Below are 26,670 nucleotides of genomic sequence, written 5' to 3'. Positions count from 1 at the left end.
GAGGAGTCCGTTCGTGTTGGGGTCAGCCGCCGACCAGGGGCACCAGGCGCAGGAAAGTGAGCCGGGCCTGGGCGGGCAGGTCGAGGGAATGGTCGAGGTCGTTGAGCATCTGGCCGTCGAGGAGGATGCGGTAGCGGCGCTGGCGAAAGCCCTCCAGGGCGCGCCGCACTTCGGCTTCGGCGTCGATCCTGGGGGCGTCGGGGCGCTCGGCGTGCGGTTTGATGGCGCCTCGCGCGGCCTGGCGGCGGATCTCGTCGTCGCTGAGGTAGTCGGCAGGGGGGCTGACCTGGAGGCGGTCCAGCCAGCCGGCGACCGTCCGTTCGGCCACCTGGTGCAGCACCACCCGGCGGATCAGCTCGCCCAGGGTGAGCTGGGAGTCCGCCAGGTGCAGGTTGAGGTCGGGGGTGAGGGCCTCGTTGCGGGCCCCGCGCAGGACCAGGCTCTCGACGTGCAGCTCGGTGCTCATGCTGGCCCTCCAGGCCGGCGATTCAGGTGGGCGAGCGTAGCGCTGGCGCGGCCGGCGGAAAAGGCCGGCAGCGCGGGTTCGTGGCGGCGGTCACGGCGTCTTGCGGCCGCTCATGTGGCGCAGGTAGGCGACCAGTTGTTCCAGCTGCGCGTCATCGATGACCTGGGCGGGGAAGGCCGGCATGCGTGCTTCCGGCCAGCGGCGCAGGCTCTGCGGGTCGCGGATGTAGCGTTGCAGGAAGCCTTCGGCGAAGTATTCGGTGGGGTTGTAGGGCAGGTTCAGGTCGGGGCCGAACTGGGCGTCCCCGGCGCCGTTGAGGCGGTGGCAGGCCAGGCAGTTCTTCTGGAACAGGGCGAAGCCGGCCTGGATGTCGGCGCTGGCGTTCTGGGCTGGCAGCAGCGCAGGGAAGCGCTCGGCGACGGAGGCCAGGGCGCGGATCTTCACCACCTGGAAGGGCCATTGCTCGGGGCTGATGCCGCCGGCTTCGGGGGCGGTCCACACCAGGTAGAAGGGGCCGGCGCTGGGCTTGTCCTTGGCCAGGCCCGGCCAGGGCTTGGCCGGGTCTTCCACGGCCAGCCAGGCGCGGGCGCCCTCGCGGGCCAGCAGCGGGGCGGCGCTGAGTTCGGCGGCGAAGCCGTCGGCCGCCACGGCCTGCAGGTGCTGCTCCGGCGCCACCCCGGGCAGCAGGGCCGCCAGGGGCACGGCCCGGTAGGTCATGGCGCGCTTGTAGGCGACGTCCTGGGGGATGCGCACCTCCTGGGCCTGGGGATGGGCGAGCAGCTCGACGGTACTCAGGGTACGGGTACCGCCGGGCAGTTCCAGGGTCAGGTCGGCGGCGCGGGCCAGGCCGGTGGCGAGCAGCAGGGCAAGGAGCAGGTGGCGCATCAGGGGGCGTTCTCCAACAGGGGCTTGAGCCGGGTGTAGCCGCCGGCATTCTGCACGTTGGTATAGCCCCGGGCGAGCAGGTCGTCCTGGGCGATGCCGGAGCGCCGGCCGCTGCGGCAGTACAGGACGATGGGGGTGGATTTGTCCGGGGCGACCTCGGCGATGCGCTCGCCGATGTCTTCGAAGCCGATGTAGCGGGCACCGGGGAGCGCGCCTTCCTGGATCTCCTCCGGCGTACGCACATCGATCAGCACGGCGCCCTCCTGCTTCAGGGCCTCCAGGGCGGCGGCCTGGTCGACGTCGCCGGCGACCGCGTGGAGGCTGAGGGAGAGGGCGAGCGGGGTGATCAGATAGCGCATGGGTTCAGTTCCTTCCAAACAGTGACCGGTTGGACCCTAGCACACTCCAAAAAGGCTGTCCGACCGCTTTGGAACGCGGGTTCCAGCCCTGCGGGGGATGTCGTTTTGATGGCGTGCGGACGCTCCTTGCCCGCGCTGCGCCGCGTTGAGCGAGGCGTAGCGCAGGCAGGCGGTGGTCAACCGACCAGGCGAGTCAGATTGGGAAGGATCAGGATGAGCGTGGTGGCAAAGACGATAAGGCTCGCCTGCCGCATCTTCGGCTGTTTGAACATGGCCAACTGCCTTTCTTCTTGTTGGGGCGCGGCGTCGGGCCCTTACGGCCTGGCCTGGTGCTGGCGCCCCGTGGCGTTGCTGATCGACCGCTCCGGCATGACCCGGCAACGGCCCCTTGCCCGTTGAACACTAGGTGCGGCCCGCCCGGCGGCTTAGAACGCTTGGGATCAAGCCGCCGGCCTTTACCCTCGGCTTTGCCATAGCGGCAGGGGCGAGCCTTGGGCCAGAGCCTCGCGTTGACCCCAGGGTCAGCCGACCGTTCGTCTGAGCGCCGTGGTCAATGGCGCTGAGCAGTTCGGTCATTGAGCCGGCGGGCGTCGCCGTTAAGGTAGACCCACCGTGGTCGGCCCCGGGTCGGCCCGTCTGCCTAACGACAAGAGAGAACGCCATGACCGAAGCATTTATCTACGACGCGGTGCGCACGCCCCGCGGCAAAGGCAAGAAGGACGGGGCGCTGCACAGCGTCAAGCCGGTCAACCTGATCGCCGGGCTGCTCAGGGCTCTGGAGGCGCGCAACAAGTTGGATACCAGCCAGGTGGACGACATCGTTCTCGGCTGCGTGACCCCGGTGGGCGACCAGGGCGCCGACATCGCCAAGACTGCCGCGCTGGTGGCCGACTGGGACGAGACCGTTTCGGGCCAGCAGATCAACCGCTTCTGCGCGTCGGGCCTGGAGGCCGTGAACCTCGCCGCGATGAAGGTGCGTTCCGGCTTCGAGGACCTGGTGGTGGCCGGTGGCGTGGAATCCATGTCGCGCATCCCCATGGGCTCTGACGGTGGCGCCTGGGCCATGGACCCGGAAACCAACCTGCACACCAACTTCGTGCCCCAGGGTATCGGTGCCGACCTGATCGCCACCCTGGAAGGCTTCAGCCGCCAGGACGTGGACGCCTTCGCCCTGCGCTCCCAGCAGAAGGCCGCCCGCGCCAGCGCCGACGGCTCGTTCAGCAAATCCCTGGTGCCGGTCACCGACCAGAACGGCATCGTGCTGCTGGATCACGACGAGTTTATCCGCGGCGAATCCACCCTCGAAGGCCTCGGCGCGCTCAAGCCGAGCTTCGAGATGATGGGCCAGATGGGCTTCGACGCCACCGCGCTGCGCAAGTACAGCCACGTCGAGCGCATCCACCACGTGCACACCCCGGGCAACAGTTCCGGCATCGTCGACGGCGCCGCCGCGATGCTCATCGGCTCTGCAGCCAAGGGCAAGGAACTGGGTCTCAAGCCCCGCGCACGTATCGTCGCCACGGCGGTGACCAGCACCGACCCGACCATCATGCTCACCGGCCCGGCGCCGGCCACCCGCAAGGCCCTGGCCAAGGCCGGGCTGTCGGTGGCGGACATCGACCTGTTCGAGGTCAACGAAGCCTTCGCCTCGGTGGTGATGAAGTTCATGAAGGACATGGGCGTGCCGGAGGAGAAGGTCAACGTCAACGGCGGTTCCATCGCCATGGGCCACCCCCTGGGCGCCACCGGCTGCGCCATCCTCGGCACCCTGCTCGACGAGCTGGAGAAGCGCCAGCTGCGCTATGGCCTCGCCACCCTTTGCGTGGGTGGCGGCATGGGTATCGCAACGATCATTGAACGGGTTTGAGGCCGGAGAACAAAAATGACTGACGCCATCCGTTACGAAAAAGGCCCGGACAACATCGTCGTCCTGACCATCGACATGCCCGGCCAGAGCGCCAACACCATGAACGCGGTGTACCACGAGGCCATGGGCGCCACCGTGGACCGCCTGGAAGCCGAGAAGGATTCCATCGCCGGGGTCATCGTCACCTCCGCCAAGAAGACCTTCTTCGCCGGCGGCGACCTCAACGAACTGATCAAGGTCACCCAGGCCGACGCCAACGGCTTCTACCAGATGATCCTCAAGATCAAGGGCCAGCTGCGCCGCCTGGAGAGCCTCGGCAAGCCCGTGGTCGCCGCCATCAACGGCGCGGCCCTGGGCGGCGGCTGGGAAATCTGCCTGGCCTGCCACCACCGCATCGCCCTTGACGAGAGCCACGTCCAGCTCGGCCTGCCGGAAGTCACCCTGGGCCTGCTGCCCGGTGGCGGCGGCGTGGTGCGCATGGTGCGCCTGCTGGGCATCGAGAAGGCGCTGCCGTACCTAGCCGAAGGCAAGAAGGTGCGCCCGGACCAGGCCCTCAAGGCCGGCCTGATCCACGACATCGCCAAGGACCGCGACGAGCTGCTGGCCAAGGCCCGCGCCTTCATCGCCGCCAACCCCACGGCCGTGCAGCCCTGGGACGTGAAGGGCTACAAGATCCCCGGTGGCACCCCGTCGACCCCGGCCGTGGCGCAGATGCTGGCCATCGCCCCGAGCGTGCTGCGCGACAAGACCAAGGGCTGCTTCCCGGCGCCGGAGAAGATCATGTGCGCCGCCGTCGAAGGCACCCAGGTGGACTTCGACACCGCCCAGTTGATCGAGGCGCGCTACTTCACCGAGCTGACCACCGGCCAGGTGGCGAAGAACATGATCGGCACCTTCTGGTTCCAGCTGAACGAGATCAACGCCGGCAGCTCCCGGCCCAAGGGCCCGGCCCGCCATGAAACGAAGAAGGTCGGCGTGCTCGGCGCCGGCATGATGGGTGCGGGCATCGCCTACGTCTCCGCCGCCGCCGGCATCGAGGTGGTGCTCAAGGACGTCTCCATCGAAGCCGCCGAGAAGGGCAAGGCGTACTCCGCCGGCCTGCTGGACAAGAAGGTCGCCCGTGGCCACATGAGCGCGGAGAAGCGCGACGCCTTCCTCGCCCGCATCAAGCCGACCGTGGATGACGCCGACTTCGACGGCTGCGACCTGATCATCGAGGCCGTGTTCGAGAACCGCGAGCTGAAGGGCAAGGTCACCGCCGCCGCCGAGGCGGCTGCCCTGCCGGATGCGGTGATCGCCTCCAACACCTCCACGCTGCCCATCACCGGGCTGGCCACCGCCGTGGCCAAGCCGGAGAAGTTCATCGGCCTGCACTTCTTCAGCCCGGTCGACAAGATGCCGCTGGTGGAGATCATCCGGGGCGAGAAGACCTCGGACGAGACCCTGGCCCGTGGCTTCGACTACGTGCTGCAGATCAAGAAGACTCCCATCGTGGTCAACGACAGCCGCGGCTTCTTCACCTCGCGGGTGTTCGGCACCTTCACCAACGAAGGCATCGCCATGCTCGGCGAGGGCGTGTCGGCGGCGATGATCGAGAACGAGACCCGCAAGGCCGGCATGCCGGTGGGCCCGCTGGCGATCTCCGACGAGGTCTCCATGAGCCTGATGACCCACATCCGCAACCAGACCGCCGCCGACCTCAAGGCCGAAGGCAAGGCGATGCCGCAGCACCCGGCCTTCGCCGTGATCGACCTGATGGTCAACGAGTTCAAGCGCCCCGGCAAAGCGGCCGGCGGCGGCTTCTACGAGTACCCGGCAGGCGGCAAGAAGCACTTGTGGCCGGAGCTGAAGGCGCGCTTCGAGAAGGCCGACCGGCAGATCCCGCAGGAAGACGTGCGCGACCGCATCCTGTTCATCCAGGCCATCGAGACCGTGCGCTGCGTGGAGGAGGGCGTGCTGCTGTCCACCGCCGACGCCAACATCGGCTCGATCTTCGGCATCGGCTTCGCCGCCTGGACCGGCGGGGCGCTGCAGTTCATCAACCAGTACGGCCTGGACGACTTCGTCGCCCGTGCCCGCTACCTGGCCGAGCAGTACGGCGAGCGCTTCGAGCCGCCGGCGCTGCTGCTGGAGAAGGCGGCGAAAGGGGAAACCTTCTGAGCCACGCGCGGGTCTGTCACCACAGGCCCGCACCCTGCTGAAAAACGTGCGGATAGCGACCTGCAGGGCGCTGTCCGCACGCGCTCGGGCGACTGCCGGCCGTTATAATGCGCGGCATTCTGCCTAGGAGCCTTCATGTCGAGCCACGCCCTGCACAACGTCATCGCAATCATCTGGTTCATCGTCTGCTGGGTCGGCTACACCCGCTACGCCATCTGGAAGGGCCGCGACACCCCCTGCCTCGCCTCGGTCATGCACCTCTACCGCGAGGACTGGATGCGCCGGCTGCTGATGCGCGACAACCGCATTGCCGATGCCAGCGTGATCGCCAACCTGGAGCGCAACGCGTCGTTCTTCGCCTCCAGCACCCTCATCATCCTCGCCGGCGTGCTCACCGTGCTGGGTTCCACCGAGCGCGCGGTGTCGATCCTCGCCGACCTGCCGTTCGTGCAGTCGGCCACCCGGGGCATCTCCGAGGTCAAGCTGCTGTCCATCGCGGTGGTGTTCGTCTACTCCTTCTTCACCTTCAGCTGGTGCATGCGCCAGTACAACTTCGCCGCCGTGCTGGTGGGGTCGGCGCCGCTGATCGGTGAGCGCAACGTGGGCGACCAGGAGCGCAAGGACTTCGCCGAGCGCACCGCGCGGGTCATCTCCCTGGCGGCCAACCAGTTCAACCTGGGCCTGCGCAGCTACTACTTCGGCCTGGCCATGCTGGCCTGGTTCATCAACCCCTGGTTCTTCATGATCGTGACGGCGGGTGTGGTGCTGGTGCTGTACCGCCGCGAGTTCCATTCCGCCGTTCTGGACGTGATGGTCTACACCCCGACCCGGGCGCCCGAGCCGCCCAAGGAGAAAGAGGAATGAGTCTGCCGTTCTGGTGTGTGCTTCTTGCTGTGCTGCTGACCTACATCCCACGGATTTTCGTGGGCAAGGCAATGAAGGAGGAGGGCAGTGGTTACGACAACCACAACCCCCGGATCCAGCAGGCGCGCCTCACCGGGCTCGGGGCGCGGGCGCTGGCGGCGCACCTCAACAGCATCGAGATGTTCCCGCTGTTCCTCGCCGGGGTGCTGATGGCCCACACCACCGACACCCGTGGCTGGCTGGTGGACGGCCTGGCGCTGACCTTCATCGCGGCGCGGCTGGTGTTCCTGTTCTGCTACTTGCGCGACCTGTCGACGCTTCGCAGCCTGGCCTGGTTCGTCAGCCTGCTGTGCTGCCTGGTGCTGATGCTCAGCCCGGCACTCTGACCCCATGGCCCCGGCCAGGCCGGGGTACCCTCCTGCCGAGCGCTGCCTTGCTGGCAGCGCCCGGCCCTTCAAGGCATTCCCGCGGGTACAACCTCACCCATCACGGGCGGCGGAAGGCTGCCCGGCGGAGGTATCCCGGGTGGCCGGGCGGGCCGGTTCGGCCTGGGGCGGCTGGCTGGCCGCGAGCAACGAGTCCAGCGCCTGGGAGGCGGACTCCTCGGCAGCGGCGAGGCGATCTTCGGTGGTTGGTTCGCAGGCACTGAGCGCCAGCGTGAGGGCGAGGCAGAGGGGCAGGGCCAGGCGTTTGCGCACGGTGGTCCTCCTGGACAAGGCGGACGGTAGGGCATGAGGCCGCCAGCCAGGGCTGGCGGCCTGCAGGTTACTGCTGGGTGCCGCCTTGCGGGGCGGCCGGCGAAGGGGTTTCGCCCGGTGCAGTGCTGGGTGCGGCAGGGGTGGGTGCCGGCTGGGTCGGCGGAGTCGCTTCCGGTTGCGTGGTGGCCGGCGGGGTCGCCGGTTGGGCGGCTTTCTCATCCGAGGGCTTGTCGCAGGCGGCCAGGCCCAGGGCAGAGGCGAGCAACAGGCTGTAGGCGAGAGGCTTTTTCATGTAGGTCTCCTTGGTCCGATGAATGTCGAGACCCCCTTTCGAACCCCATGGTCGGCCGGAAGTTCAGTCGGGCCTGCCCGGCGGTTGGCCGGCGGCGGTATCATGCGCGCCTTACCGCCAACGCCATGGGAAGTACCGGATGAGCGAAAACCCGATCTTCGACAACGCCCAGCGATTCCTCGCTGTGCTGCGTCACTGCCAGGTCCTCGGGATGCGCGTGCACAGCGCCGACCGCCAGGGCCTGACCCTCTGCCTGCCGTACAGCGAGCAGATCATCGGCAACCCGGAGACCGGCGTGATCCATGGCGGCGCCATCACCACCCTGATGGACACCACCTGCGGCATCTCCACCGTGTGCGTGCTGCCGTCCTTCGAGATCTGCCCGACCCTGGACCTGCGCATCGACTACATGCACCCGGCCGAGCCGAACAAGGACGTCTACGGGTTCGCCGAGTGCTACCGCGTCACCCCGAACGTGATCTTCACCCGTGGCTACGCCTACCAGGACGACCCCGAGCAGCCCATCGCCCACGTGGTCGGCGCCTTCATGCGCATGGGCAAGGCCATCGGCGGGAAGACCGGGAAATCCGGAGGTGCGGCATGAGCCTGGACCTGAGCGCCCTGGTGCGCGAAGCCCACGAGAAGAACGACTACGACGCCCTGGTGCGTGCCATTCCCTATGCGCGCCTGCTGGGCATCGAATGCCTGCGCTTGGGCGACGACATGGTCTTCCGCCTGCCCGCCAGCAAGGACAGCATCGGCAACCCGACCTTGCCGGCGATCCACGGCGGGGTGATCGCGGGGTTCATGGAACACGCCGCGATGCTTCACCTGCTGACCTTCATGGGCACGCCACATTTGCCCAAAATCATCGACTTCTCGATAGATTACCTGCGCGCCGGGCACTATCGTGACACCTACGCCCACTGCCAGGTCTGGCGACAGGGGCGGCGCGTCGCCAACGTCGCCATCACCGCCTGGCAAACCACTCAGACCGAGCCCATCGCCACCGCTCGAGCCCACTTCAAGGTCGACGAACCCTGACCCGTGGCCGGGCGCGATGCGCCCGGTCCATGCAACAAGGAATCCTGGATGGATGCGCTCCTGATCCTCGGCGGCCTGCTGTCGATCCTCTTCAGCCTGGTCTGGCTGGTCATGCTGGCTTTCGGTACCAGCTTGCTGTGGGGCTTCGGCAGCCTGCTGCTGCCGCCGATCACCCTGGCCTACATCGCGGCGCACTGGCGCACCGCGCGCAAGGCCGTGATGCTCCTCGCGCTGGGCATCATCCCGCTGGTGGTGGGCCTGACCATGCTGGCCTACCGCGACCCCGAGCGCCTGCATGCGCTGCTCAGCCTCGACTGGGCCAAGCCGGAGAAACAGGCCCCGGGCGAGCTGGCCATCCACCTGCGGGGCGAGCTCAACGGCGAGCCTTTCCTGCCCCAACAGGCCGAGCTGATCGACGGCGTGCTGAGCCTGCGCGAAGGGCAGGACTTCTTCGCACGGCGCGAGGTGAGCATCCGCCTGCCCAGCCAGCCCGAAGGCGACGTGCGCCTGGACATCCTCCCGGAAGACCCGGGCAGCAAGCCCGAAGTGGAGATCAGCTGGCTGCTCCCCGAGCAGGAGCTGCCGGAGGCCCGCCGCCTGAGCAAGGGCTACACCCTGCACCTGGACCTCAAGCGCACCGGCCCCAACACGCTGGCCGGCGGCTTCCACCTGGTGCTGCCGCCGCAACTGCGTACCACCCTGAGTGGCGACCTGGAGCTGTTCACCGACCGCCTGCGCTACGCCAACGGCCAGGTCGACCTGCGCCACGACTCCCAGGACACCCTCGCCTACGTCGCCCATGACTACCTGCAGCGTCGTTTCGCCACCCGCGAGGTGCAGGTCACCCACCTGCCGCCGGTGAGCCTGCCGGCCCGCGACCTGGACCTGGACGTGGAGGCCCGCATCGACGGCGTGGCCCAGCGCCTGCCGCTGCAGTTCTTCAAGAGCGACCTGCGTGGCTGGGGCATCCGTGGCGATGCCTTCCCGCCGTTGCCGGCCGTGGAAGCCAAGCCCGCCACCGCCGAGGCCGAGCCCGAAGAGGCGCGCCCCAGCCGCCCGGTGGACCGCCGCCAGCGCTTCTCCCTGGAGCGCCTGCTGACCAACCCCAACCGCTACCAGAACCTCACCGTACGGGTGCAGACCGCCCGAGGCAGCCAGGTGGAAGGGCGCTTCACCGGGATCAACCCCGATGGCCAGGTGGTGATCCAGCGCAACGTCTCCGGCGCCGGTTCCGCCAGCTTCGTGCTGCGTCCCGAGGAAATCGCCCGGATCGAATTGCTGGAGCCCTGAGCCCGCTTCCACCCCGCCAGGCGTGCGCTCCCGCGCATCCTGGCGACGCCGCTCGTAGCGTCGTGTGAAAAAAGCCCTTGAAATTCCACAGCATGGCCCCATCTCGGCTGACATCCGCCGCCCCTGCGGCTTCAACCGTCCTTGGAGCTAGATGACCATGAGTGTGGAAACTCAAAAAGAAACCCTGGGCTTCCAGACCGAGGTGAAGCAACTGCTTCACCTGATGATCCATTCCCTCTATTCGAACAAGGAAATCTTCCTCCGCGAGCTGATTTCCAACGCCTCCGACGCCGCCGACAAGCTGCGTTTCGAAGCCCTGGCCAAGCCCGAGCTGCTCGAAGGCGGTGCCGAGCTGAAGATCCGCGTGAGCTTCGACAAGGACGCCAAGACCGTCACCCTCGAAGACAACGGCATCGGCATGAGCCGCGATGAAGTCATCGCCCACCTCGGCACCATCGCCAAGTCCGGCACCGCCGACTTCCTGGAGAACCTGTCGGGCGACCAGAAGAAGGATTCGCACCTGATCGGCCAGTTCGGCGTGGGCTTCTACTCCGCCTTCATCGTCGCCGACAAGGTGGACGTGTTCACCCGTCGCGCCGGCCTCTCCGCCGCCGATGGCGTGCACTGGTCCTCCCGCGGCGAGGGCGAATTCGACATCGCCAACGTCGAGAAGGCCGAGCGCGGCACCCGCATCGTCCTGCACCTGAAAGCCGGCGAGGAAGAGTTCGCCGATGGCTGGCGCCTGCGCAACGTCATCAAGAAGTACTCCGACCACATTGCCCTGCCCATCGAACTGCCGAAGGAGCACCACGGCGAAGAGAAGGACAAACCGGCCGAGCCGGAGTGGGAAACCGTCAACCGTGCCAGCGCCCTGTGGACCCGTCCGCGCACCGAGGTGAAGGACGAGGAGTACCAGGAGTTCTACAAGCACATCGCCCATGACTTCGAGAACCCGCTGTCCTGGAGCCACAACAAGGTCGAAGGCAAGCTGGAATACACCTCGCTGCTCTACGTACCGGGCCGCGCACCGTTCGACCTGTACCACCGCGAAGCGTCGAAGGGCCTCAAGCTCTACGTCCAGCGCGTGTTCATCATGGACCAGGCCGAGCAGTTCCTGCCGCTGTACCTGCGCTTCATCAAGGGCGTGGTGGACTCCAACGACCTGTCCCTGAACGTCTCCCGCGAGATCCTTCAGAACGGCCCGGTGATCGACTCCATGAAGTCGGCACTGACCAAGCGCGTGCTGGACATGCTGGAGAAACTGGCCAAGAACGAACCCGAGCAATACAAGGGCTTCTGGAAGAACTTCGGCCAGGTCCTCAAGGAAGGCCCGGCGGAAGACTTCGCCAACAAGGAGAAGATCGCCGGCCTGCTGCGCTTCGCCTCCACCCACGACGAAAGCGGCGAGCAGAGCGTCGGCCTGGCCGACTACCTGGGCCGCCTGAAGGACGGCCAGGACAAGGTCTACTACCTCACCGGCGAGTCCTACGCCCAGGTGAAGAACAGCCCGCACCTGGAAGTCTTCCGCAAGAAAGGCATCGAAGTGCTGCTGCTCACCGACCGCATCGACGAGTGGCTGATGAGCTACCTCACCGAGTTCGACGGCAAGCAGTTCGTCGACGTCGCCCGTGGCGACCTGGACCTCGGCAAGCTGGACTCGGAAGAGGACAAGAAGGCCCAGGAAGAAGTCGCCAAGGCCAAGGAAGGGCTGGTGGAGCGCCTGAAGGGCGCGCTGGGCGAGCAGGTGGCCGAGGTGCGTGTCTCCCACCGCCTGACCGACTCCCCGGCGATCCTCGCCATCGGCGAACAGGACCTGGGCCTGCAGATGCGCCAGATCCTCGAAGCCAGCGGGCAGAAGGTGCCGGACTCCAAGCCCATCTTCGAGTTCAACCCCAGCCACCCGCTGATCGAGAAGCTGGACAACGAGCAGGATGAAGAGCGCTTCGGCGAGCTGTCCCACATCCTCTTCGACCAGGCCGCCCTGGCCGCCGGCGACAGCCTGAAGGACCCGGCCGCCTATGTGCGCCGCCTGAACAAGCTGCTGGTGGAACTCTCCGCCTGAGTCGAACGGTCGTAACCGCTGCCATGAAAAAGCCCGCGTCAGCGGGCTTTTTCATGGGGCATTGGCGATCAGAAGATGCCTTTCTTGCTGGCCTCCAGGATGGTGGCCTTGTTGTTGTCGTAGTGAACCTGGTTGATTTTGGTGAAGGGGTTGGCCACGAAGGCGCCCGGAAGCAGGAGGATCTGGATCCAGGTGCGGACGCCATCCTCCTTGGTCAGCGTGGCCAGCACCTGCCCGTTGCGATCGCGGTAGATGGTTTCGGTGATCACGCGGTCTTCACCGGTTGCCGGGATGACGCCGAGTGTGAAGCCGCTGATGAACGCCAGCGCCATGCTCCCGTGGCCATCGTTGGTCACCTTGACCTCCGCCGTGATGTCGGCATCGCCAAAGCCTTCGTTGACCGACGAGAACAGGTTCGACTCCTGGTAGGCCTTGCCAACGATGTCGGACCACGACTTGACCACGGCCGGTGCAGCTGTGCTGTCCGCATCGTTCATCTTCATCCGGCCTTCCACGACATAACGCAGCGAAGGCTTCTGTTCCTTGGCCGCCGGCCAGGCGCCCAGGTCAGCGGTTTCGCCGGAGCGGAAGCCCGCGCAACCGGTGAGCAGGGCCAGGCCCAGGAAGAGGGCGGAGATTCGCAGGAGACGGGTCATTTCGTGTGTTTCCCAAGGTCGGATTGATACTGGTTGAGCAGGTCGTCGAGCGCGCTGCGGCGCTCCGGGCTGCCGTTGACGGTGCCCATCGAGTAGAGCGAGACGCTGTGTTCGGCGTGCTGGCGGGTCTGGTAGCTGTAGAGCAGCTTGCCCTGCGCATCGCTGACCTGGAGGCGGCCGCTGACGTTGGACTCGTCGATGTGGGTCGTGCCGCCGAACCAGATGTAGCCGGTCAGGGTCACGATGGCGAAGGGGAAGTAGCCGCCATAGGGCCGACGGTGGACGTTGTAGGTGTCGAAGCTGAACGAGAGCACCTGGTCATCGGCCGCGACGGCCTGGCCGGGCATGCGCACATTGCTGAACCGATTGCTCGCCTTGAGGTAGTTACCCAGGCTGAGGGTCATGCCGGTGGACTGGGTCTTTCCGGCATTCCAGTTGACGAAGGTCTTGTCGGTGACCTCCACGCTGGCCAGGGCGACGCTTTGCTGGCTGGTGGTGGCGGTCTTGTCGGGAGTGGGGAAATCCGTGCCCTGGGGCACGGTAGCGCACCCCGTCAGCATGGACAGGGCGAGAAGGACAGCGGCGAAAGGCCCCTTCATGTCACGCTCCTTGTGAGGGAAATGGTCGAGTGTTCTTGGCGCCGGAAAAACGGCGGCGGAATGATGCCGATATGATGGCTCGCTCGCAATGGGGCGCGGTGAATCCGTGCAGCGAAACGCGAAACCCTGCACGAATGGCCGGCGGAGCCTGTCCAAACGGTCGCATGCGCTCGGTGCGCGGTGGCGCTAAGCTCCACTGCCGGCCGATGAGGCCCCGCCGAGTGGCTGCCCAATCCCATCCGTCCCGAGAGAGGTGATCCATGACCCAGATCCGCGCCCATGCCATCCGTTACGAACTCGACGGGCAGGCCTTCGAAGGCCAACTGGTCTATGACCCCAGCGTGCAGGACCCGCGCCCCGGGCTGGTGATGGCGCCCAACTGGTTCGGCATCACCGAGACCGCCGTGGAAACGGCACGCCAGGTGGCCGAGGAGCGGCGTGTGGTGCTTGTGGCGGATCTCTATGGCGCCGAGGTACGGCCGAAGGATGCCGAGGCAGCGGCTGCTGCCATGCAACCGCTGAAGGAGGATCGCGCCTTGCTGCGCCGCCGCATGCAGGCTGCGCTGCAGGCCCTGCTGGAGCAACACGCGGTGGCCATCGATCCCCAGCGCCTGGCGGCCTTCGGCTTCTGCTTCGGCGGCACCTGCGCGCTGGAGCTGGGCCGTGCCGGGGCCGAGCTCAAGGCCTTCGTCTCCTTCCATGGCGCGCTGGACACCCCCGACCCCGCCGACGCCCGCCACATCAAGGGCGCCGTGCTGGTGCTGGACGGCGCCTCCGACCCGCTGGTACCGCGCACGCAACTGCCGGCCTTCGCCGAGGAAATGAGCGCTGCCGGGGTCGACTGGCAACTGCTCAGCTACGGCGGAGCGGTGCATTCCTTCACCGATCCCGAGGCGAATCGCCCCGGCGTCGCGCAGTACAACCCCAAGGTGGCGCGACGGGCCTTCGCCGCCATGGACGCGTTGCTGGACGAAGTCTTCCTGTAGCGGCCAGCCGGCGCTTGGCAAGGGGGCGGGATGATGGCATTTTGCCGGAGCCCCGCCCCCTGATTTCCGCTCATCGGCATTTGACCGGATGGGCAAGAGGGCATTGACTCCAGACACGCCAGTCGCTGCCCTCGAGACCCACCCGATGTTCGAGTTCTCCCGGTTCTTCTTCGACAACGACCAGCCCACGCTGCTGGTCTTCGGCAGTCACAATCCCTGGCTGGTGCTGTTGTCGGTCTGCATCGCCATCTTCACCTCCGCCATGGCCCTGCAACTGGCCGGCATGGCCCGTCTCAGCCGCGTCCCGCTGTACCGCCAACTGGCCATCGGCACCGGTGCCGTGGCCCTGGGTGGCGGCGTCTGGGCCATGCACTTCATCGGCATGCTGGCCTTCCAGCTGTGCGCCGCCGTGCGCTACGACCCCGGCCTGACCGTGCTCTCCATGCTGCCCAGCCTGTTCGCCTCCTGGATCGCGCTCAACCTGCTGTCGCGCCGCCGGGTGTCGCCGGTGCAGTTCGTCATGGGTGGCGTGCTGGTGGGGGCGGGGATCGGCGCCATGCACTACAGCGGCATGGCGGCCATGCAACTGGCGCCGCTGCTGCGCTACGACCCGCTGATGTTCGGGCTGTCGATCCTGGTCGCCGTGGTGCTGGCGATCATCGCCCTGTGGGTGCGTTTCGGCCTGCGGGGACGCGTCAGCGGGGTGCGCGCCATCCTGCTCAGCGGCACGGTGATGGGGCTGGCCATCAGCGGCATGCACTACACCGGCATGGCGGCGGCGCGTTTCACCGGCATCGAGGAATTCAGCATGCCGCAGCCGGTGGTGGGCGCGGCCTACCTGGCGATGGCGGTGGCCATGGCCACCGTGGCCCTGAGCCTGCTGGTGGCGGCGGTCAACGGCCTGTTGCGCTACCGCGAGCTGTTCCGCGAACTGGAGGCCGGCCGCGACCACCTCAACTCGCTGCTGGATGCCGCCTTCGAGGTGATCTTCACCATCGACCACCAGGGCGTCATCCGCTCCGTCAACAATGCCGTCTCCGGCCTGTATGGCTGGCAACCCGAGGAGCTGATCGGCCGCCACATGAGCCTGCTGATGCCCGAGCGGCATTCCCGGCAGTTCACCGAGGCGCTGGAGCAGTACCGGCTGACCGGGATGTCCCGTCTTTCCGGCAGCGAGCTGGAGGTGTCGGGCATCGGCCGCGATGGGCGGGAGATTCCCGTGCGGGTCAGCCTGGGCGTGACCCAGCGCGACGGCAACCCCTGGTTCGTGGTCTTCGTCGCCGACATCAGCGAGCGCAAGGCCATGGAGCAGGCCCTGCGTGACAGCGAGCAGCAGTACCGTTCGCTGATCCGCAACATCCCCGGCGTGTCCTTCCGCTGCCTGATGGACGAGCGCTGCAGCACCCGCTTCGTCAGCGACGCGGTGCGCCGCGTCACCGGCTGGCCGGCGGAGTCCTTCATGAGTGGCGAGCGCTCGCTGATCGAGCTGTGCCACCCGGATGACCGCGAGCGGGTGCTGGACGAGGTCAACGACGCCGCCCGCCTGGGGCGCAGCTACGTGGTGGAGTACCGCCTGTTCGACCGCGACGGCCACGAGCACTGGGTGTGGGAGAGCGGCAGCGTCGACGTCGATGCCCAGGGCGTGCCGCGCTGGGTGGACGGCGTGATGCTGGACCAGACCGAGACCAAGCTGCGCAACGCCGAATACGAGGGCAAGGTGACCGCCATCAGCAAGGCCATGGCGCTGATCGAGTTCGACCTCACCGGCCACGTGCTGGAGGTGAACGAGAACTTCCTCGACCTGTTCGGCTACACCCGCGAGGAGCTGATCGGCCAGCACCACCGCATCTTCTGCGACGCCGACCTGGTGGCCAGCGAGCGCTACCGCCTGTTCTGGGAAGACCTGCGCGAGGGCCATTTCCGCTCCGGGGAGTACCGCCGGCTCGGCAAGGACGGGCGCGACGTGTGGATCCAGGCCACCTACAACCCGATCCTCGATGCCGACGGCCGCCCCTTCAAGATCCTCAAGCTGGCCACCGACCTGACCCCACGGCGAATGATGGAGCAGGACCTGCGCAACGCCCGCGACCGCGCCGAGCAGGCCGCCGCTGCCCGCAGCAGCTTCCTGGCCAACATGAGCCACGAGATCCGCACGCCGATGAACGCCATCATCGGCTTCACCGAACTGCTGCTGGACACGCCCCTGGGCGAAACCCAGCGCCGCCACCTGCGCACCGTGCAGCATTCCTCGCGCTCCCTGCTGGGCTTGCTCAACGACATCCTCGACACCGCCAAGCTCGACCGGGGCGCCATCGAGCTGGAGGACATCGACTTCTCCCTGCGCGAACTCTGCGAACAGGTCTGCGACTCCCAGCGCCTGGGCGCCGAGCGCAAGGGGCTGAGCCTGGAGCTGGACTACGCCGAGCACCTGGGCGACTACTTCCGCGGCGACCCGTTGCGCCTGCAGCAGGTGGTCACCAACCTGCTGGGCAACGCCGTCAAGTTCACCGAGCGCGGCCGCGTGCGCCTGGTGGTGGACGGCGCCCCCGGCGCCCTGCGCCTGGCCATCCACGACACCGGCATCGGCATCGCCGCCGATCGCCTGGAGAAGATCTTCGACCCCTTCGCCCAGGCCGACGCCTCCATGAGCCGGCGTTTTGGCGGCACCGGGCTGGGCACCACCATCTCCCGTCAACTGGTGGAGCTGATGGGCGGGCGCATCCGCGTCGAGAGCCGGGAAGGCGAGGGCAGCGTGTTCACCGTCGAGGTGCCGCTGGCCGCCGGTGAGCGCGCCCACGTCAATGCACTGCGCCAGAGCGCACCCACCTTGCCGCCGCTGCGCATCCTGGCAGCGGACGACGTGGCGCAGAACCTGGAGCTGCTCACCCTCAACCTCGAACGCCTGGGGCACCGCGTGCACGGCGTGGAAGACGGCGCGGCCGCAGTCGCCGCCTTTGGCGAGCAGGCCTTCGACCTGGTCCTGATGGACGTGCAGATGCCCGGCATGGACGGCCTGGAAGCCAGCTGTGCGATCCGCCAGCGCGAGCAGGCCGAAGGCCGGCGCCCGGTGCCGATCATCGCCCTGACCGCCAGCGTGCTCGACCGCGACCGGCAGAACGCGCTGGACGCCGGCATGAACGGCTTTGCCGGCAAGCCGCTGGACATGGCCGAGCTGCTGCACGAGATGGCCCGGCTGCTGGGCGTGGAGCCGGGCCGTGATACCGACCCGGCAGCGGCCCAGGCGCCGGCGGACCCGGATGCGCTGTTCGACTGGGTCCGGGGCCAGCAGCTGTGGGGCGGCGCCGTGCAGATGGCCGCTGCCATCGTGCGCTTCCTCGACGAGCAGGAGCGACTCCTCGGCCACCTGCGCGAGGCTGTCCGGCAGGGCGACTTCAGCGACGTGGTGGCCAACGCCCACCGCCTGCGCGGCGCCGCCGCCAACCTCGGGCTGGACGAGATGGCCGCCTGCGCCGCCGAGCTGGAGCATGCCGGCAGCGGCGGCCAGCCGCAGGCCCTGGAGGCGCTGCTGCAGCAACTGGCGGCTATCATGACCAGGGTCCGCGCCGCGGTCCCGGTGTTCCCGGCGGAGGCCGAGGTGGCGTCCGCGCCGGTCCCGCGGGAGGCCCTGCTGGAGGCCAGTCGCCGTCTGGCCGCCGAGCTGGCCCGTGGCGGGCTGGACGACGAGGCCCTCGCCCTGTTGCGCCAGGGGCTGGAGGGGCAGGCCGCCCAGGCACGCCTGCACGCGCTGCAACATGCCATTGACGATTTCGACTTCGACCAGGCCCTCCAGCAGCTCACCGAGCTGCAGGCCTGGCTGGAGACAGGAGAGCTATCCCCATCATGAGCCCGACTTCGCCGGACCCGCGCCAGTGCCTGCTGCTGGTGGACGACGAACCCACCAACCTGCAGGTGCTGCGCCACATCCTCCAGGACGACTACCGCCTGCTGTTCGCCAAGGACGGGCCCAAGGCCCTGGAACTGGCCGGCCGCGAGCGGCCCGCCCTGGTCCTGCTGGACGTGATGATGCCGGGCATGACCGGCCATGAGGTGTGCCAGCAGCTCAAGAACGACCCGGCCACCCGCGAGATCCCGGTGATCTTCGTCACCGCCCTGGCCGATACCGAGGATGAGGCCAAGGGCTTCGAGGTCGGCGCCGTCGACTACATCACCAAGCCGGTCAGCCCGGCCATCGTCAAGGCGCGGGTGCGCACCCACCTGTCCCTGGTGCGCATGGACGAACTCAAGCGCACCCGCCTGGAGATCGTCCAGCGGCTCGGCCTCGCCGCCGAATACAAGGACAACGAGACCGGCCTGCACGTCATCCGCATGAGCCATTACTCGCGCATCCTCGCCCGCGCCCTGGGCTGGAGCGAGGCCGACTGCGACGACCTGCTCAACGCCGCACCGATGCACGACGTGGGCAAGATCGGTATCCCCGATGCCGTGCTGCGCAAGCCCGGCAAGCTGGATGCGGACGAGTGGGCGGTGATGCGCCAGCACGTCAGCATCGGCGCCAACATCATCGGCGAGCACCCCTCCGGGTTGCTGCGCATGGCCCAGCGCATCGCCCTGACCCACCACGAGAAGTGGGACGGCAGTGGCTACCCCAACGGCCTGGCGGGTGAAGACATCCCCATCGAGGGCCGCATCGTCGCCATTGCCGACGTGTTCGACGCCCTCACCAGCGAGCGTCCCTACAAGCAGGCCTGGCCGGTGGAGGAGGCGGTGGCCTTCCTCCGCGAGCAGAGCGGCCAGCACTTCGACCCGAACCTGGTGGAGCTGTTCATCCAGCAACTGCCCGCCGTGCTGGAGGTCAAGGCGCGCTGGGCCGAAGGGCGCACGGCGTAGCCGCGCCCCAGGGTGGGCCGGGCGGCGCTCCGCTTCAGCCCACCGCCGTCTTCACGCCAAAACAATGCCCCAGCTCGGGGAAGCGCCCCTGGCGCACGTCCTCGGCATAGGCCGCCAGGGCCTGCTCGATGCTCGGCGCCAGCGCCGCATAGCGCTTGATGAAGCGCGGCTGGTAGTCGCTGAACAGGCCCAGCGCATCCTCGGTCACCAGCACCTGGCCGTCGCAGGCCGGTGACGCGCCGATGCCGATGGTGGGGATCGCCAGTTCCTCACTCAGGTGCCGGGCCAGCGGCTCGGCGATGCCCTCCAGCACCACCGCGAAGGCACCGGCTGCCTGCATCGCCAGGGCATCGCGGCGTACCCGCTCGGCGCCGGCGGCCTCCAGCCCCTGGGCCTTGAAGCCGCCCAGCACGTTCACCTGCTGCGGCATCAGCCCCACGTGGGCCAGCACCGGTACGCCGCGCGCCACCAGGAAGGCCACCGTTTCGGCCAGCGCCTCGCCGGCTTCCAGCTTCACCGCGGCCGCCCCGGTTTCCCGCAGCACCCGCGCCGCGGCGTGGAAGGCCTGCTCCGGGCTGGCCTGGTAGCTGCCGAAGGGCAGGTCGACTGCCACACAGGCCCGTTCCGAACCGCGCATCACCGCCTGGCCGTGGGCGATCATCATCTCCAGGCTCACCCCCAGCGTGCTGGGCAGGCCGTATAGCACCATGCCCAGCGAGTCGCCGACGATGATCAGGTCCGCCTGGGCGTCCACCCAGCGCGCCATCGGCGTGCTGTAGGCGGTCAGCGACACGATGCTGCCGGGGCCCTTGCGCCGGGCGAGTTCGGGGACGCTGATGCGGGAAACGCGGGTGTGGCTGCTCATGACGGACTCCGGGGGAGGGCAATGGAAACGCGAGGCAGGCTACCATCGGCCTTTCGCTTCCCACTTGAGCAGAAGAGACAGCCCATGCCGCACCGGGGACAAGATGCCGTGATCCCGCCGATCCCCACCTGCGCGCGCCTGCCGCGCCCGGTGTACCCGCGCATGTTCGACATTCCGGGAGGCCACCCCATCGCCCTGCACAGCCACCCCTGGGTGCAGTTCACCTACGCCCGCTCCGGGCTCATGCAGGTGCTGACCGAAGACCACAGCTACCTGGTGCCGCCACAGTGCGCCCTGTGGGTCCCGCCGGGCCTGGCCCACACCGCCTCCAGCGAAGGCACTCTGGAATTCCGCAGCCTCTACTTGGACGCCAGCATCCTCGATGGCTTCCAGCGGCCCTGTGCCGTGCTGCAGGTCACCCCGTTGCTGCGGGAGCTGATGGAGCGCGCCGCCAACTTCACCCCGGACTACCCCGAGGACGGCGTCGAAGCGCGCCTGCTGCGGGTGCTGGTGGACGAGATCCGCGCCTTGCCCGAGGCGCCCTTCAAGCTGCCGCTGCCCACCGACCCGCGCCTCAGGCGCATCACCGACAGCCTGCGCGCCGACCCCGGCGACGGGCGTGGCATCGAGGCCTGGGCCCAGGAGGTGGGCGCCACCCGCCGCACCCTCGCACGGCTGTTCCAGGCCCAGACGCGACTCTCCTTCAGCGAATGGCGGCAACGCCTGCGCCTGCTCGCCGCGCTGCCACGCCTGGCCGAAGGCGTCAGCGTCACCGCGCTGGCGGGCGAGCTCGGCTACGACTCCACCTCTGCCTTCATCGCCCTGTTCCAGCGCCACTACGGCTGCACCCCGGGTGCTTGGGCCAAGCGCCTGGGCGGGGCCGCCTGAGTACCGAGAGGCCGGAGGTTCGCTTGGTGCGGCGTCATGCCCTCAACGGGCGGCGAAGCGCTGGGCGCCCAGGGCGGCCATCTGCTCGGGGTTGCCCGAGCGAGTGATGCTGCAGGCGTTCCAGAGGTCTTCCAGGCTGTGCCGTTGTGCGGCGTCGAGGGCGGCCTGGAGGTAGCCGGGGTAGTGCAGGGTGCCGCCGCCCAGGACGATGCGCTGGGGGTTGAGCAGGTTGACCAGGGTGGCGATGCCCAGGCCGAGGCAGTGGCCGGCCTGGTGGACGAGGGCCTGGGTGACCGGATCGCCGGCGGCCAGCCGGGCGTTGAGTGTGGCGGCATCCACCCCGGCTCGGGCCAGGAGGCTGGCGCCGCTGGCCAACTGATCCAGCGTGCGCGGGCCGTCGTCGGTGGCGAGGGGGATGCTGCCCAGTTCGCCCGCCCAGCCACGGCTGCCCTCCAGCACCCGGCCGCCTTGCTGGATGGCCGCGCCAATGCCGGTGCCGATCATGACGACGGCGGTGTCGACATTCGGTTCGGCGGCGGTTTCGTGGTGCAGGGCGGCCCTGACGTCATTGATCAGTCGCACCCGGCCGGCGAGGGAGGCGAGGTCGTCGGCCTTCAGGCCCTGCAGGGCGGGCAGCACGTCCGACAGCCGCAGTTCGTGGTCGCCGATCACCAGCCCCGGCAGGGCGATGCCGATGCGCTCCACCGGCTCGCCCAGGTCCTGGATGAACGCCGCGAGGGCCTGTTTCAGTTGTGCCGGGGTGAAGTCCGGGCCGGTGGCCACCTTGCGGCTCCGGGGGTTGCCGGGCTCGCCGGCCAGCATGAGCAGCTTGGTTCCGCCGACATCGACGCCGAGTACGGCCATGGTGAGGCTCCTGGTCAGGGGGAGGGGTCTTATGAGACCACAGGCGAGGGGAAACGATGCAGGCCGTCAGGGGAGCGCGGCCAGGCCTCGCTGGAGGTGCTCGATGGCCCGTTCGGCCCGGCTGGACAGGGGCCACTCGGCGCGGTGGATCAGCCAGAGCCTGTCCACCACCTGCGCCTCCAGCGTGGCGACCTGGATTGCGGCCTGGTTGGCGAAGGCCTGGCGGGCGTAGCGCGGCAGCACGGCGAAGCCGAGGCCACGGGCGACGGGTTCGAGGATCAGGCCGACCTGGTTGCTGAAGCCGCGCAGCGGCAGGCTGTGCAGGCCCGGATGGCCGGGGAAGCAGCGGCTCAGCAGGCGGGCGGCCATGGCCTGGCCGTCGGGGTGGTCGATCATGCCCAGGCGCTGCAGGTCGCTCCAGTCGCGGGCCTGTTCGCCGGCCGGCAGGACCAGCTCCAGGGGCTCTTCGGCGAACAGCCGGGCCTCCAGGCGGGCGTCGTCCGGCCTGAGGCTGACCAGCCCCAGTTCGAAGCGGTTGTCCAGCACGGCGGCGAGCACTTCGCTGTCCGGTGCGAAACGGTGGCGCACCACCAGGCCCGGATGGGCCTGCTGCAGGTCCAGCAGCAGGGGATAGAGCACCAGGCCGATGCTGCCGGGGCTGATGAGGCTGATGTCGCCCTCGTCGGCCCGGGTCTCGTCCAGCCGCTGCCGCAGGCGCTGGTCGGCGCGCTGCAGTTCGCTGCAGTAGTCCAGCAGGGCGTTGCCGGCGGGTGTCAGTTCGATCTGCCGGGGCCGGCGGATCAGCAGCGGGCCGAGGCGTTCTTCCAGGTGGCGGATGTGCTGGCTGACAGCAGCCTGGGTGAGGTCGAGGCGTTCAGCCGTGCGGGTGAAGTTGCCCAGCGCGGCCAGGTGTTCGAAGGTCAACAGCCATTGGGGATTGAGCATAACGATAACTTATCAATTCAATAATCGTGGCGTGGTTCTAATTATAGCGATGCCTCCTTAGGCTGCTCCCATCATCAACGACAGGAGCTTTCGCCATGACCGCGACCTATCCCCGCAGCTTTTCCCACATCGGCCTTTCGGTGACCGACCTCGATGCGGCGGTGACCTTCTACACCGAGGTGCTCGGCTGGTACCTGATCATGCCGCCCACCACCATCACCGAGGACGACTCGGCCATCGGCGTGATGTGCACCGACGTGTTCGGTGCGGGGTGGGGCTCGTTCCGCATCGCCCACCTGTCCACCGGTGATCGCATCGGCGTGGAGATCTTCCAGTTCCCCAATGCCGAGCGTCCGTCCGGCGAGTTCCAGTACTGGAAGGGCGGGGTGTTCCACTTCTGCGTGCAGGACCCGGACGTGGAGGGCCTGGCGGCCCGGATCGTCGCCGCCGGCGGCAAGCAGCGCATGCCGATCCGTGAGTACTTCCCCGGCGAGAAGCCGTACCGGATGGTCTACATGGAAGACCCCTTCGGCAACATCCTGGAGATCTACAGCCACAGCTATGAGCTGACCTACGCCGCTGGCGCCTACCAGTGACCGGCTGCGCCGGCCGCCCTAGCCGTGCTCGGCGGGGCGGTCGTTGGCCTGGCGGAAGGCGTTGGGTGATTGGCCGCTGAGGCGGCGGAAGAAGCGCGAGAAGTAGGTGGGATCGCTGAAGCCCAGGCTGTCGGAAACCTGGGCGATGGTCATGTTGGTGTAGATGAGGCTGCGCCGGGCCTCCAGCAACAGGCGCTGGTGGATGATCTGCAGCGCGCTCTGGCCCGCCAGCCGGCGGCACAGGGTATTGAGGTGGACGCTGGAGAGGTCCAGCCGGTGGGCGAGGGTCTCCACCGTGAGGTGTTCGCGGTAGTGCTGCTCCACCAGCTTGATGTAGCGGCCCAGCAGCTGCCGGTTGCGCTCGTCGCGGCCACTGGGCGGGGTGTTCTGCTGGCGCTGGCGGGTGATCCACACCACCAGCACGTTGACCAGGGACGCCAGCACCAGGTCGCGGGAGGCGGCGCTGCCTTCGTACTCCTGCAGCAGGGCGGCGAACAGCGTGCTGATGTAGCGGCGGTCGCGGCCCACCGGGTAGCAGCCCGAGGAGGCCAGCACCGCCAGCGGCGCGCCCAGTTGCTGCTCCAGGCGTTCCACCAGCGGCGCGCCGAGGCTGAGCACGTAGCCTTCGATGTTCTCGGAGAACTGGAAACCGTGGACGCACAGCGGCGGCGTCACCTGGATGGAGGGTTCGTCGACCGGGCTGCGCCGGCCTTCCACCTCCACCACCGCCTGGCCGCGCTGCACGTAGAGCAGCTGGAACAGGTCGGCATGGCGGTGCGGCTTGATCTCCCAGTGGTGCAGGCTGCTGCGCTTGGGGATGGACTCGCAATGCAGCAGGTCGGGGGTCGGCCAGGCCTGGTTCTCGCCGTAGAGCTTGAACACGGGCACGCCGGGGATGCGGTCGGTCATGGAGGGCCTGGTACGGATCAGCGGTGGATGGCTGCCCGATAATCGGACGCTGTTTTCAAAAGTGCAATTCCTGGTGCGGAAAACACCCTTCTTTTCCCATTCTTGTCAGCAAAAATGCAGGGGCATCCAAGCCACTCGTTTGCGGTCGCTGCCAGCCATCGGGCCGCAACGCCTCACTGAGAGACAAGAACAATGAAAACCCAGGTTGCCATCATCGGTGCCGGTCCTTCGGGCCTGCTGCTCGGCCAGTTGCTGCACAAGGCCGGTATCGACACCCTCATCATCGAGCGCCAGACCCCCGACTACGTTCTCGGCCGCATCCGTGCCGGCGTGCTGGAGCAGGGCACGGTGGACATGCTCCGCGAGGCCGGCGTGAGTGCCCGGATGGACGCCGAGGGGCTGGTGCACGAGGGCGTCGAGCTGGTGTTCGACGGCAAGCGGGTGCCCATCCACCTGAGCGAACTCACCGGCGGCAAGAGCGTGATGGTCTACGGCCAGACCGAGGTCACCCGCGACCTGATGGAGGCCCGCGCCGCCAGCGGTGCCCCGACCGTCTACGGTGCCAGCAACGTGGCGCTGCACGAGCTGAAGGGCGAGCGCCCCTACGTCACCTTCGAGCACGCTGGCGAGCAGGTCCGGGTCGACTGCGACTACATCGCCGGTTGCGATGGCTTCCACGGCGTGTCGCGCCAGAGCATCCCGACCGGGGTGCTCACCGAGTACGAGCGCGTGTACCCCTTCGGCTGGCTGGGCCTGCTGTCCGACACCCCGCCGGTTCACGAGGAACTCATCTACGCCCAGCACCCGCGCGGCTTCTCCCTGTGCAGCCAGCGTTCCCTGACCCGCAGCCGCTACTACCTGCAGGTGCCGCTGACGGACAAGGTGGAGGACTGGTCCGACGAGCGCTTCTGGACCGAGCTGAAGGCGCGCCTGCCGGAGGAGGTGGCCGGGCGCCTGGTGACCGGGCCGTCCCTGGAGAAGAGCATCGCCCCGCTGCGCAGTTTCGTGGTGGAGCCCATGCAGTACGGCCACCTGTTCCTGGTGGGGGATGCCGCCCACATCGTCCCGCCCACCGGCGCCAAGGGCCTGAACCTGGCGGCGTCCGACGTCTGCTACCTCTACCGCATCCTGGTCAAGGTCTACCGCGAGGGGCGCACCGACCTGCTGGAGAAGTACTCCGAACTGGCCCTGCGCCGGGTCTGGAAGGGCGAGCGCTTCAGCTGGTTCATGACCAACCTGCTGCACGACTTCAACGGCCACCAGGACGCCTGGGACCAGAAGATGCAGCAGGCCGACCGCGAGTACTTCCTCAGCTCCCGGGCGGGGCTGGTGAACATCGCCGAGAACTATGTGGGCCTGCCTTACGAGCGGGTGGAGTAAGGCCTGCCCGGCAGCGCTGAAAGGCCCCCGGTGACCCAGGTTGCCGGGGGCTTTTTCATGAGTCGAGCGCTGTTGCTGTTGCTGCGGCGCTCGTCGGCCTAACGCGGCAGATCGATCCGCTCCTGTTCCCTGGGCACCACCGGCCAGTCGGCTGCTGCCCAGCGCTGGCGGGCCGCGTCGATCAGGGCCGGGTCGCTGGCGACGAAGTTCCAGTTCATCCGCCTCGGGCCGTCCAGGGGGGCGCCGCCGATCATCACCAGGTGCGCTTCGCTGCAGGCGCTGAGGCTGAAGGTCTCGCCCTCGGGGAGCACGGTGAGGCTGTGGCGCTCCAGGGGCTGGTCATCGAGCAGGGCTTCGCCGTCCAGCAGGTAGAGGGCGCGCTGCGGGTGCTCGTCGGGCAGCAGCAGGGTGGCGCCGGTCTGCAGGCGCAGTTCGGCGTAGAGGGTGGGGCTGGTGACCGGCACGGGGGATTCCAGGCAGAAGCCGTGGCCGGCGATGAGGCGGATGCTCACCCCCAGGCTGTCCTGCTGCGGCAGGCTGGCGGCGGGGTGGTGGCTGTAGCGGGGGGCGCCTTGCTCCTGCTCACGGGGCAGGGCGAGCCACACCTGCAGGCCGTGCAGGCGCGAGCCGCTGGCGAGCAGCTCGGCCGGGGTGCGCTCGACATGGGCGACGCCGGCGCCGGCGGTCATCCAGCTGACGTCACCGGGGCCCACGCGCTGGTCGGAGCCGAGGCTGTCCTTGTGCTGCAGCGTGCCCTCGAACAGGTAGGTGAGGGTGGAGAGGCCGATGTGCGGATGCTGGCGCACGTTCATGCCCTGCCCGGGGGCGAAGGCGGTGGCGAGCATGTGGTCGAAGAACACGAAGGGGCCGACGCTGCGGCACTGGGCCGAGGGGATCGGCCGGAGGATGGGCAGCCCCGCCCCGAAGACGTGGCGGGGCTGCCCCTCCCCCCGCCGACCCCCCCCGCCCAGTGCCGCCGCGGCGGCCCCCTCCTGTTCTTCGACCACATGCCCGCCCCCGCCCTCGCCCCCCGGCCGGGCATGAACGTGCGCCAGCATCCGCACATCGGCCTCCCCCCCCCCACCCACCCGTTCGAGGGCACGCTGCAGGCCAAGGACAACCCCGGCCCCGACCAGCGCGGGGGCCC

26 protein-coding genes are annotated in these 26,670 nt (G+C 68.3%); 14 read left to right on the top strand and 12 right to left on the bottom strand.

Features of this window, described 5'->3' with window-relative positions; all coding sequences use genetic code 11:
• Nucleotides 1-22 precede the first annotated feature (22 nt).
• The 3 genes from SZ55_RS15675 to SZ55_RS15665 form a co-directional block, all read right to left on the bottom strand.
• Nucleotides 23-466, bottom strand: coding sequence for a hypothetical protein (locus SZ55_RS15675; protein ID WP_044407937.1), 444 nt, complete (start codon nt 464-466; stop codon nt 23-25).
• Between the two features lie 90 nt (nt 467-556).
• The gene (locus tag SZ55_RS15670; protein ID WP_044407934.1) at nt 557-1,351 is read right to left on the bottom strand and encodes a cytochrome c; all 795 of its coding nucleotides are present in this window, start codon (nt 1,349-1,351) and stop codon (nt 557-559) included.
• Nucleotides 1,351-1,710, bottom strand: coding sequence for a rhodanese-like domain-containing protein (locus SZ55_RS15665; RefSeq protein ID WP_044407931.1), 360 nt, complete (start codon nt 1,708-1,710; stop codon nt 1,351-1,353). The genes SZ55_RS15670 and SZ55_RS15665 overlap by 1 nt, the downstream gene beginning before the upstream one ends.
• 661 nt (nt 1,711-2,371) lie before the next feature.
• On the opposite strand from SZ55_RS15665, the gene SZ55_RS15660 reads away from it, so the two are divergent.
• The 4 genes from SZ55_RS15660 (at nt 2,372) to SZ55_RS15645 (ending at nt 6,987) form a co-directional block, all read left to right on the top strand.
• Nucleotides 2,372-3,577, top strand: coding sequence for an acetyl-CoA C-acetyltransferase (locus SZ55_RS15660; protein WP_044407928.1), 1,206 nt, complete (start codon nt 2,372-2,374; stop codon nt 3,575-3,577).
• A 15-nt stretch (nt 3,578-3,592) separates the two neighbouring features.
• Nucleotides 3,593-5,737 carry a 3-hydroxyacyl-CoA dehydrogenase NAD-binding domain-containing protein gene (locus tag SZ55_RS15655; protein ID WP_044407925.1) on the top strand — a complete coding sequence of 715 codons (2,145 nt, stop codon included), beginning with the start codon at nt 3,593-3,595 and terminating at the stop codon, nt 5,735-5,737.
• 135 nt (nt 5,738-5,872) lie between these two features.
• Nucleotides 5,873-6,601 (top strand): DUF599 domain-containing protein, encoded by a 729-nt coding sequence (locus tag SZ55_RS15650; protein WP_044407922.1) that lies wholly within the window; start codon nt 5,873-5,875, stop codon nt 6,599-6,601.
• Nucleotides 6,598-6,987, top strand: a complete 390-nt coding sequence (locus SZ55_RS15645; RefSeq protein WP_044407919.1) for an MAPEG family protein — start codon at nt 6,598-6,600, stop codon at nt 6,985-6,987. The genes SZ55_RS15650 and SZ55_RS15645 overlap by 4 nt, the downstream gene beginning before the upstream one ends.
• A 93-nt stretch (nt 6,988-7,080) precedes the next feature.
• Here SZ55_RS15645 and SZ55_RS28095 read toward each other — a convergent pair whose 3' ends face one another.
• Together SZ55_RS28095 and SZ55_RS15635 are read right to left on the bottom strand one after the other, a co-directional pair.
• Entirely contained in the window at nt 7,081-7,299 is a 219-nt protein-coding gene (locus SZ55_RS28095) for a hypothetical protein (protein WP_044407916.1), read from the bottom strand.
• Between the two features lie 67 nt (nt 7,300-7,366).
• Complete coding sequence (locus SZ55_RS15635; protein WP_044407913.1) at nt 7,367-7,591, bottom strand: hypothetical protein; 225 nt, start codon at nt 7,589-7,591, stop codon at nt 7,367-7,369.
• 139 nt (nt 7,592-7,730) lie between these two features.
• On the opposite strand from SZ55_RS15635, the gene SZ55_RS15630 reads away from it, so the two are divergent.
• The 4 genes from SZ55_RS15630 (at nt 7,731) to htpG (ending at nt 11,987) form a co-directional block, all read left to right on the top strand.
• Nucleotides 7,731-8,195: a PaaI family thioesterase gene (locus SZ55_RS15630; RefSeq protein ID WP_044407910.1), complete on the top strand. Its 465-nt coding sequence runs from the start codon at nt 7,731-7,733 to the stop codon at nt 8,193-8,195.
• Entirely contained in the window at nt 8,192-8,635 is a 444-nt protein-coding gene (locus tag SZ55_RS15625; protein WP_044407907.1) for a PaaI family thioesterase, read from the top strand. The genes SZ55_RS15630 and SZ55_RS15625 overlap by 4 nt, the downstream gene beginning before the upstream one ends.
• Before the next feature lie 48 nt (nt 8,636-8,683).
• On the top strand, nt 8,684-9,925 hold the full coding sequence (locus tag SZ55_RS15620; protein WP_044407904.1) for a hypothetical protein: 1,242 nt from the start codon (nt 8,684-8,686) through the stop codon (nt 9,923-9,925).
• A gap of 157 nt (nt 9,926-10,082) precedes the next feature.
• The gene (gene htpG, locus SZ55_RS15615; RefSeq protein ID WP_044407993.1) at nt 10,083-11,987 is read left to right on the top strand and encodes a molecular chaperone HtpG; all 1,905 of its coding nucleotides are present in this window, start codon (nt 10,083-10,085) and stop codon (nt 11,985-11,987) included.
• A 68-nt stretch (nt 11,988-12,055) separates the two neighbouring features.
• Here htpG and SZ55_RS15610 read toward each other — a convergent pair whose 3' ends face one another.
• Together SZ55_RS15610 and SZ55_RS27135 are read right to left on the bottom strand one after the other, a co-directional pair.
• The gene (locus tag SZ55_RS15610; RefSeq protein ID WP_044407901.1) at nt 12,056-12,643 is read right to left on the bottom strand and encodes a hypothetical protein; all 588 of its coding nucleotides are present in this window, start codon (nt 12,641-12,643) and stop codon (nt 12,056-12,058) included.
• Nucleotides 12,640-13,242 carry a hypothetical protein gene (locus tag SZ55_RS27135; protein ID WP_052807616.1) on the bottom strand — a complete coding sequence of 201 codons (603 nt, stop codon included), beginning with the start codon at nt 13,240-13,242 and terminating at the stop codon, nt 12,640-12,642. The genes SZ55_RS15610 and SZ55_RS27135 overlap by 4 nt, the downstream gene beginning before the upstream one ends.
• A 260-nt stretch (nt 13,243-13,502) precedes the next feature.
• Here SZ55_RS27135 and SZ55_RS15600 point away from each other — a divergent pair, with 260 nt between their 5' ends.
• From SZ55_RS15600 to SZ55_RS15590, 3 genes are all read left to right on the top strand, one after another.
• Entirely contained in the window at nt 13,503-14,228 is a 726-nt protein-coding gene (locus tag SZ55_RS15600; protein WP_044407898.1) for a dienelactone hydrolase family protein, read from the top strand.
• Between the two features lie 145 nt (nt 14,229-14,373).
• Nucleotides 14,374-18,072, top strand: a complete 3,699-nt coding sequence (locus SZ55_RS15595; protein WP_044407895.1) for a PAS domain S-box protein — start codon at nt 14,374-14,376, stop codon at nt 18,070-18,072.
• A complete protein-coding gene (locus tag SZ55_RS15590; protein WP_044407892.1) occupies nt 18,069-19,076 on the top strand; it encodes a response regulator in 1,008 nt (335 codons plus the stop codon). Before SZ55_RS15595 ends, SZ55_RS15590 begins: the two co-directional genes overlap by 4 nt.
• Nucleotides 19,077-19,110: 34 nt before the next feature.
• Here the strand turns inward: SZ55_RS15590 and panB are convergent, their stop codons facing one another.
• Complete coding sequence (gene panB, locus SZ55_RS15585; protein ID WP_044407891.1) at nt 19,111-19,941, bottom strand: 3-methyl-2-oxobutanoate hydroxymethyltransferase; 831 nt, start codon at nt 19,939-19,941, stop codon at nt 19,111-19,113.
• An 84-nt stretch (nt 19,942-20,025) separates the two neighbouring features.
• Here panB and SZ55_RS15580 point away from each other — a divergent pair, with 84 nt between their 5' ends.
• The gene (locus tag SZ55_RS15580) at nt 20,026-20,829 is read left to right on the top strand and encodes an AraC family transcriptional regulator (protein WP_044407889.1); all 804 of its coding nucleotides are present in this window, start codon (nt 20,026-20,028) and stop codon (nt 20,827-20,829) included.
• Nucleotides 20,830-20,871: 42 nt separating this feature from the next.
• Here the strand turns inward: SZ55_RS15580 and SZ55_RS15575 are convergent, their stop codons facing one another.
• On the bottom strand, nt 20,872-21,693 hold the full coding sequence (locus tag SZ55_RS15575) for an ROK family protein (protein WP_044407886.1): 822 nt from the start codon (nt 21,691-21,693) through the stop codon (nt 20,872-20,874).
• Nucleotides 21,694-21,759: 66 nt separating this feature from the next.
• Complete coding sequence (locus tag SZ55_RS15570) at nt 21,760-22,638, bottom strand: LysR family transcriptional regulator (RefSeq protein WP_044407883.1); 879 nt, start codon at nt 22,636-22,638, stop codon at nt 21,760-21,762.
• Nucleotides 22,639-22,733: 95 nt separating this feature from the next.
• Between SZ55_RS15570 and SZ55_RS15565 the strand changes: the two genes are divergently transcribed.
• Nucleotides 22,734-23,234, top strand: a complete 501-nt coding sequence (locus SZ55_RS15565) for a lactoylglutathione lyase family protein (protein WP_044407880.1) — start codon at nt 22,734-22,736, stop codon at nt 23,232-23,234.
• A gap of 18 nt (nt 23,235-23,252) precedes the next feature.
• On the opposite strand, the gene SZ55_RS15560 is transcribed toward SZ55_RS15565, so the two are convergent.
• Nucleotides 23,253-24,143 carry a helix-turn-helix domain-containing protein gene (locus SZ55_RS15560; protein WP_044407877.1) on the bottom strand — a complete coding sequence of 297 codons (891 nt, stop codon included), beginning with the start codon at nt 24,141-24,143 and terminating at the stop codon, nt 23,253-23,255.
• Between the two features lie 192 nt (nt 24,144-24,335).
• Between SZ55_RS15560 and pobA the strand changes: the two genes are divergently transcribed.
• Nucleotides 24,336-25,523 carry a 4-hydroxybenzoate 3-monooxygenase gene (pobA, locus tag SZ55_RS15555; protein ID WP_044407874.1) on the top strand — a complete coding sequence of 396 codons (1,188 nt, stop codon included), beginning with the start codon at nt 24,336-24,338 and terminating at the stop codon, nt 25,521-25,523.
• A 98-nt stretch (nt 25,524-25,621) separates the two neighbouring features.
• Here the strand turns inward: pobA and SZ55_RS15550 are convergent, their stop codons facing one another.
• On the bottom strand, nt 25,622-26,494 hold the full coding sequence (locus SZ55_RS15550) for a pirin family protein (protein WP_044407988.1): 873 nt from the start codon (nt 26,492-26,494) through the stop codon (nt 25,622-25,624).
• Nucleotides 26,495-26,670 lie beyond the last annotated feature (176 nt).

The organism is Pseudomonas sp. FeS53a, from assembly GCF_000931385.1.
GTDB classification, from domain to species: Bacteria; Pseudomonadota; Gammaproteobacteria; order Pseudomonadales; family Pseudomonadaceae; genus Metapseudomonas; species Metapseudomonas otitidis.
Note: the sequence above shows the minus strand (reverse complement) of the source record. Positions and strands in the feature narration are given on the sequence as shown.

Bases quoted from the DNA above. Each gene is read 5' to 3' on its own strand.
- SZ55_RS15630 (WP_044407910.1), top strand. From the start codon at position 7,731: ATGAGCGAAAACCCGATCTTCGACAACGCCCAGCGATTCCTCGCTGTG.
- SZ55_RS15675 (WP_044407937.1), bottom strand. From the start codon at position 466: ATGAGCACCGAGCTGCACGTCGAGAGCCTGGTCCTGCGCGGGGCCCGC.
- SZ55_RS27135 (WP_052807616.1), bottom strand. From the start codon at position 13,242: ATGAAGGGGCCTTTCGCCGCTGTCCTTCTCGCCCTGTCCATGCTGACG.
- SZ55_RS15670 (WP_044407934.1), bottom strand. From the start codon at position 1,351: ATGCGCCACCTGCTCCTTGCCCTGCTGCTCGCCACCGGCCTGGCCCGC.
- SZ55_RS15595 (WP_044407895.1), top strand. From the start codon at position 14,374: ATGTTCGAGTTCTCCCGGTTCTTCTTCGACAACGACCAGCCCACGCTG.
- SZ55_RS15575 (WP_044407886.1), bottom strand. From the start codon at position 21,693: ATGGCCGTACTCGGCGTCGATGTCGGCGGAACCAAGCTGCTCATGCTG.
- SZ55_RS15645 (WP_044407919.1), top strand. From the start codon at position 6,598: ATGAGTCTGCCGTTCTGGTGTGTGCTTCTTGCTGTGCTGCTGACCTAC.
- htpG (WP_044407993.1), top strand. From the start codon at position 10,083: ATGAGTGTGGAAACTCAAAAAGAAACCCTGGGCTTCCAGACCGAGGTG.
- SZ55_RS15560 (WP_044407877.1), bottom strand. From the start codon at position 24,143: ATGACCGACCGCATCCCCGGCGTGCCCGTGTTCAAGCTCTACGGCGAG.
- pobA (WP_044407874.1), top strand. From the start codon at position 24,336: ATGAAAACCCAGGTTGCCATCATCGGTGCCGGTCCTTCGGGCCTGCTG.
- SZ55_RS15600 (WP_044407898.1), top strand. From the start codon at position 13,503: ATGACCCAGATCCGCGCCCATGCCATCCGTTACGAACTCGACGGGCAG.
- SZ55_RS15590 (WP_044407892.1), top strand. From the start codon at position 18,069: ATGAGCCCGACTTCGCCGGACCCGCGCCAGTGCCTGCTGCTGGTGGAC.
- SZ55_RS15650 (WP_044407922.1), top strand. From the start codon at position 5,873: ATGTCGAGCCACGCCCTGCACAACGTCATCGCAATCATCTGGTTCATC.
- SZ55_RS15635 (WP_044407913.1), bottom strand. From the start codon at position 7,591: ATGAAAAAGCCTCTCGCCTACAGCCTGTTGCTCGCCTCTGCCCTGGGC.
- SZ55_RS15610 (WP_044407901.1), bottom strand. From the start codon at position 12,643: ATGACCCGTCTCCTGCGAATCTCCGCCCTCTTCCTGGGCCTGGCCCTG.
- SZ55_RS15620 (WP_044407904.1), top strand. From the start codon at position 8,684: ATGGATGCGCTCCTGATCCTCGGCGGCCTGCTGTCGATCCTCTTCAGC.
- SZ55_RS15565 (WP_044407880.1), top strand. From the start codon at position 22,734: ATGACCGCGACCTATCCCCGCAGCTTTTCCCACATCGGCCTTTCGGTG.
- SZ55_RS15580 (WP_044407889.1), top strand. From the start codon at position 20,026: ATGCCGCACCGGGGACAAGATGCCGTGATCCCGCCGATCCCCACCTGC.
- panB (WP_044407891.1), bottom strand. From the start codon at position 19,941: ATGAGCAGCCACACCCGCGTTTCCCGCATCAGCGTCCCCGAACTCGCC.
- SZ55_RS15570 (WP_044407883.1), bottom strand. From the start codon at position 22,638: ATGCTCAATCCCCAATGGCTGTTGACCTTCGAACACCTGGCCGCGCTG.
- SZ55_RS15625 (WP_044407907.1), top strand. From the start codon at position 8,192: ATGAGCCTGGACCTGAGCGCCCTGGTGCGCGAAGCCCACGAGAAGAAC.
- SZ55_RS15660 (WP_044407928.1), top strand. From the start codon at position 2,372: ATGACCGAAGCATTTATCTACGACGCGGTGCGCACGCCCCGCGGCAAA.
- SZ55_RS15655 (WP_044407925.1), top strand. From the start codon at position 3,593: ATGACTGACGCCATCCGTTACGAAAAAGGCCCGGACAACATCGTCGTC.
- SZ55_RS15665 (WP_044407931.1), bottom strand. From the start codon at position 1,710: ATGCGCTATCTGATCACCCCGCTCGCCCTCTCCCTCAGCCTCCACGCG.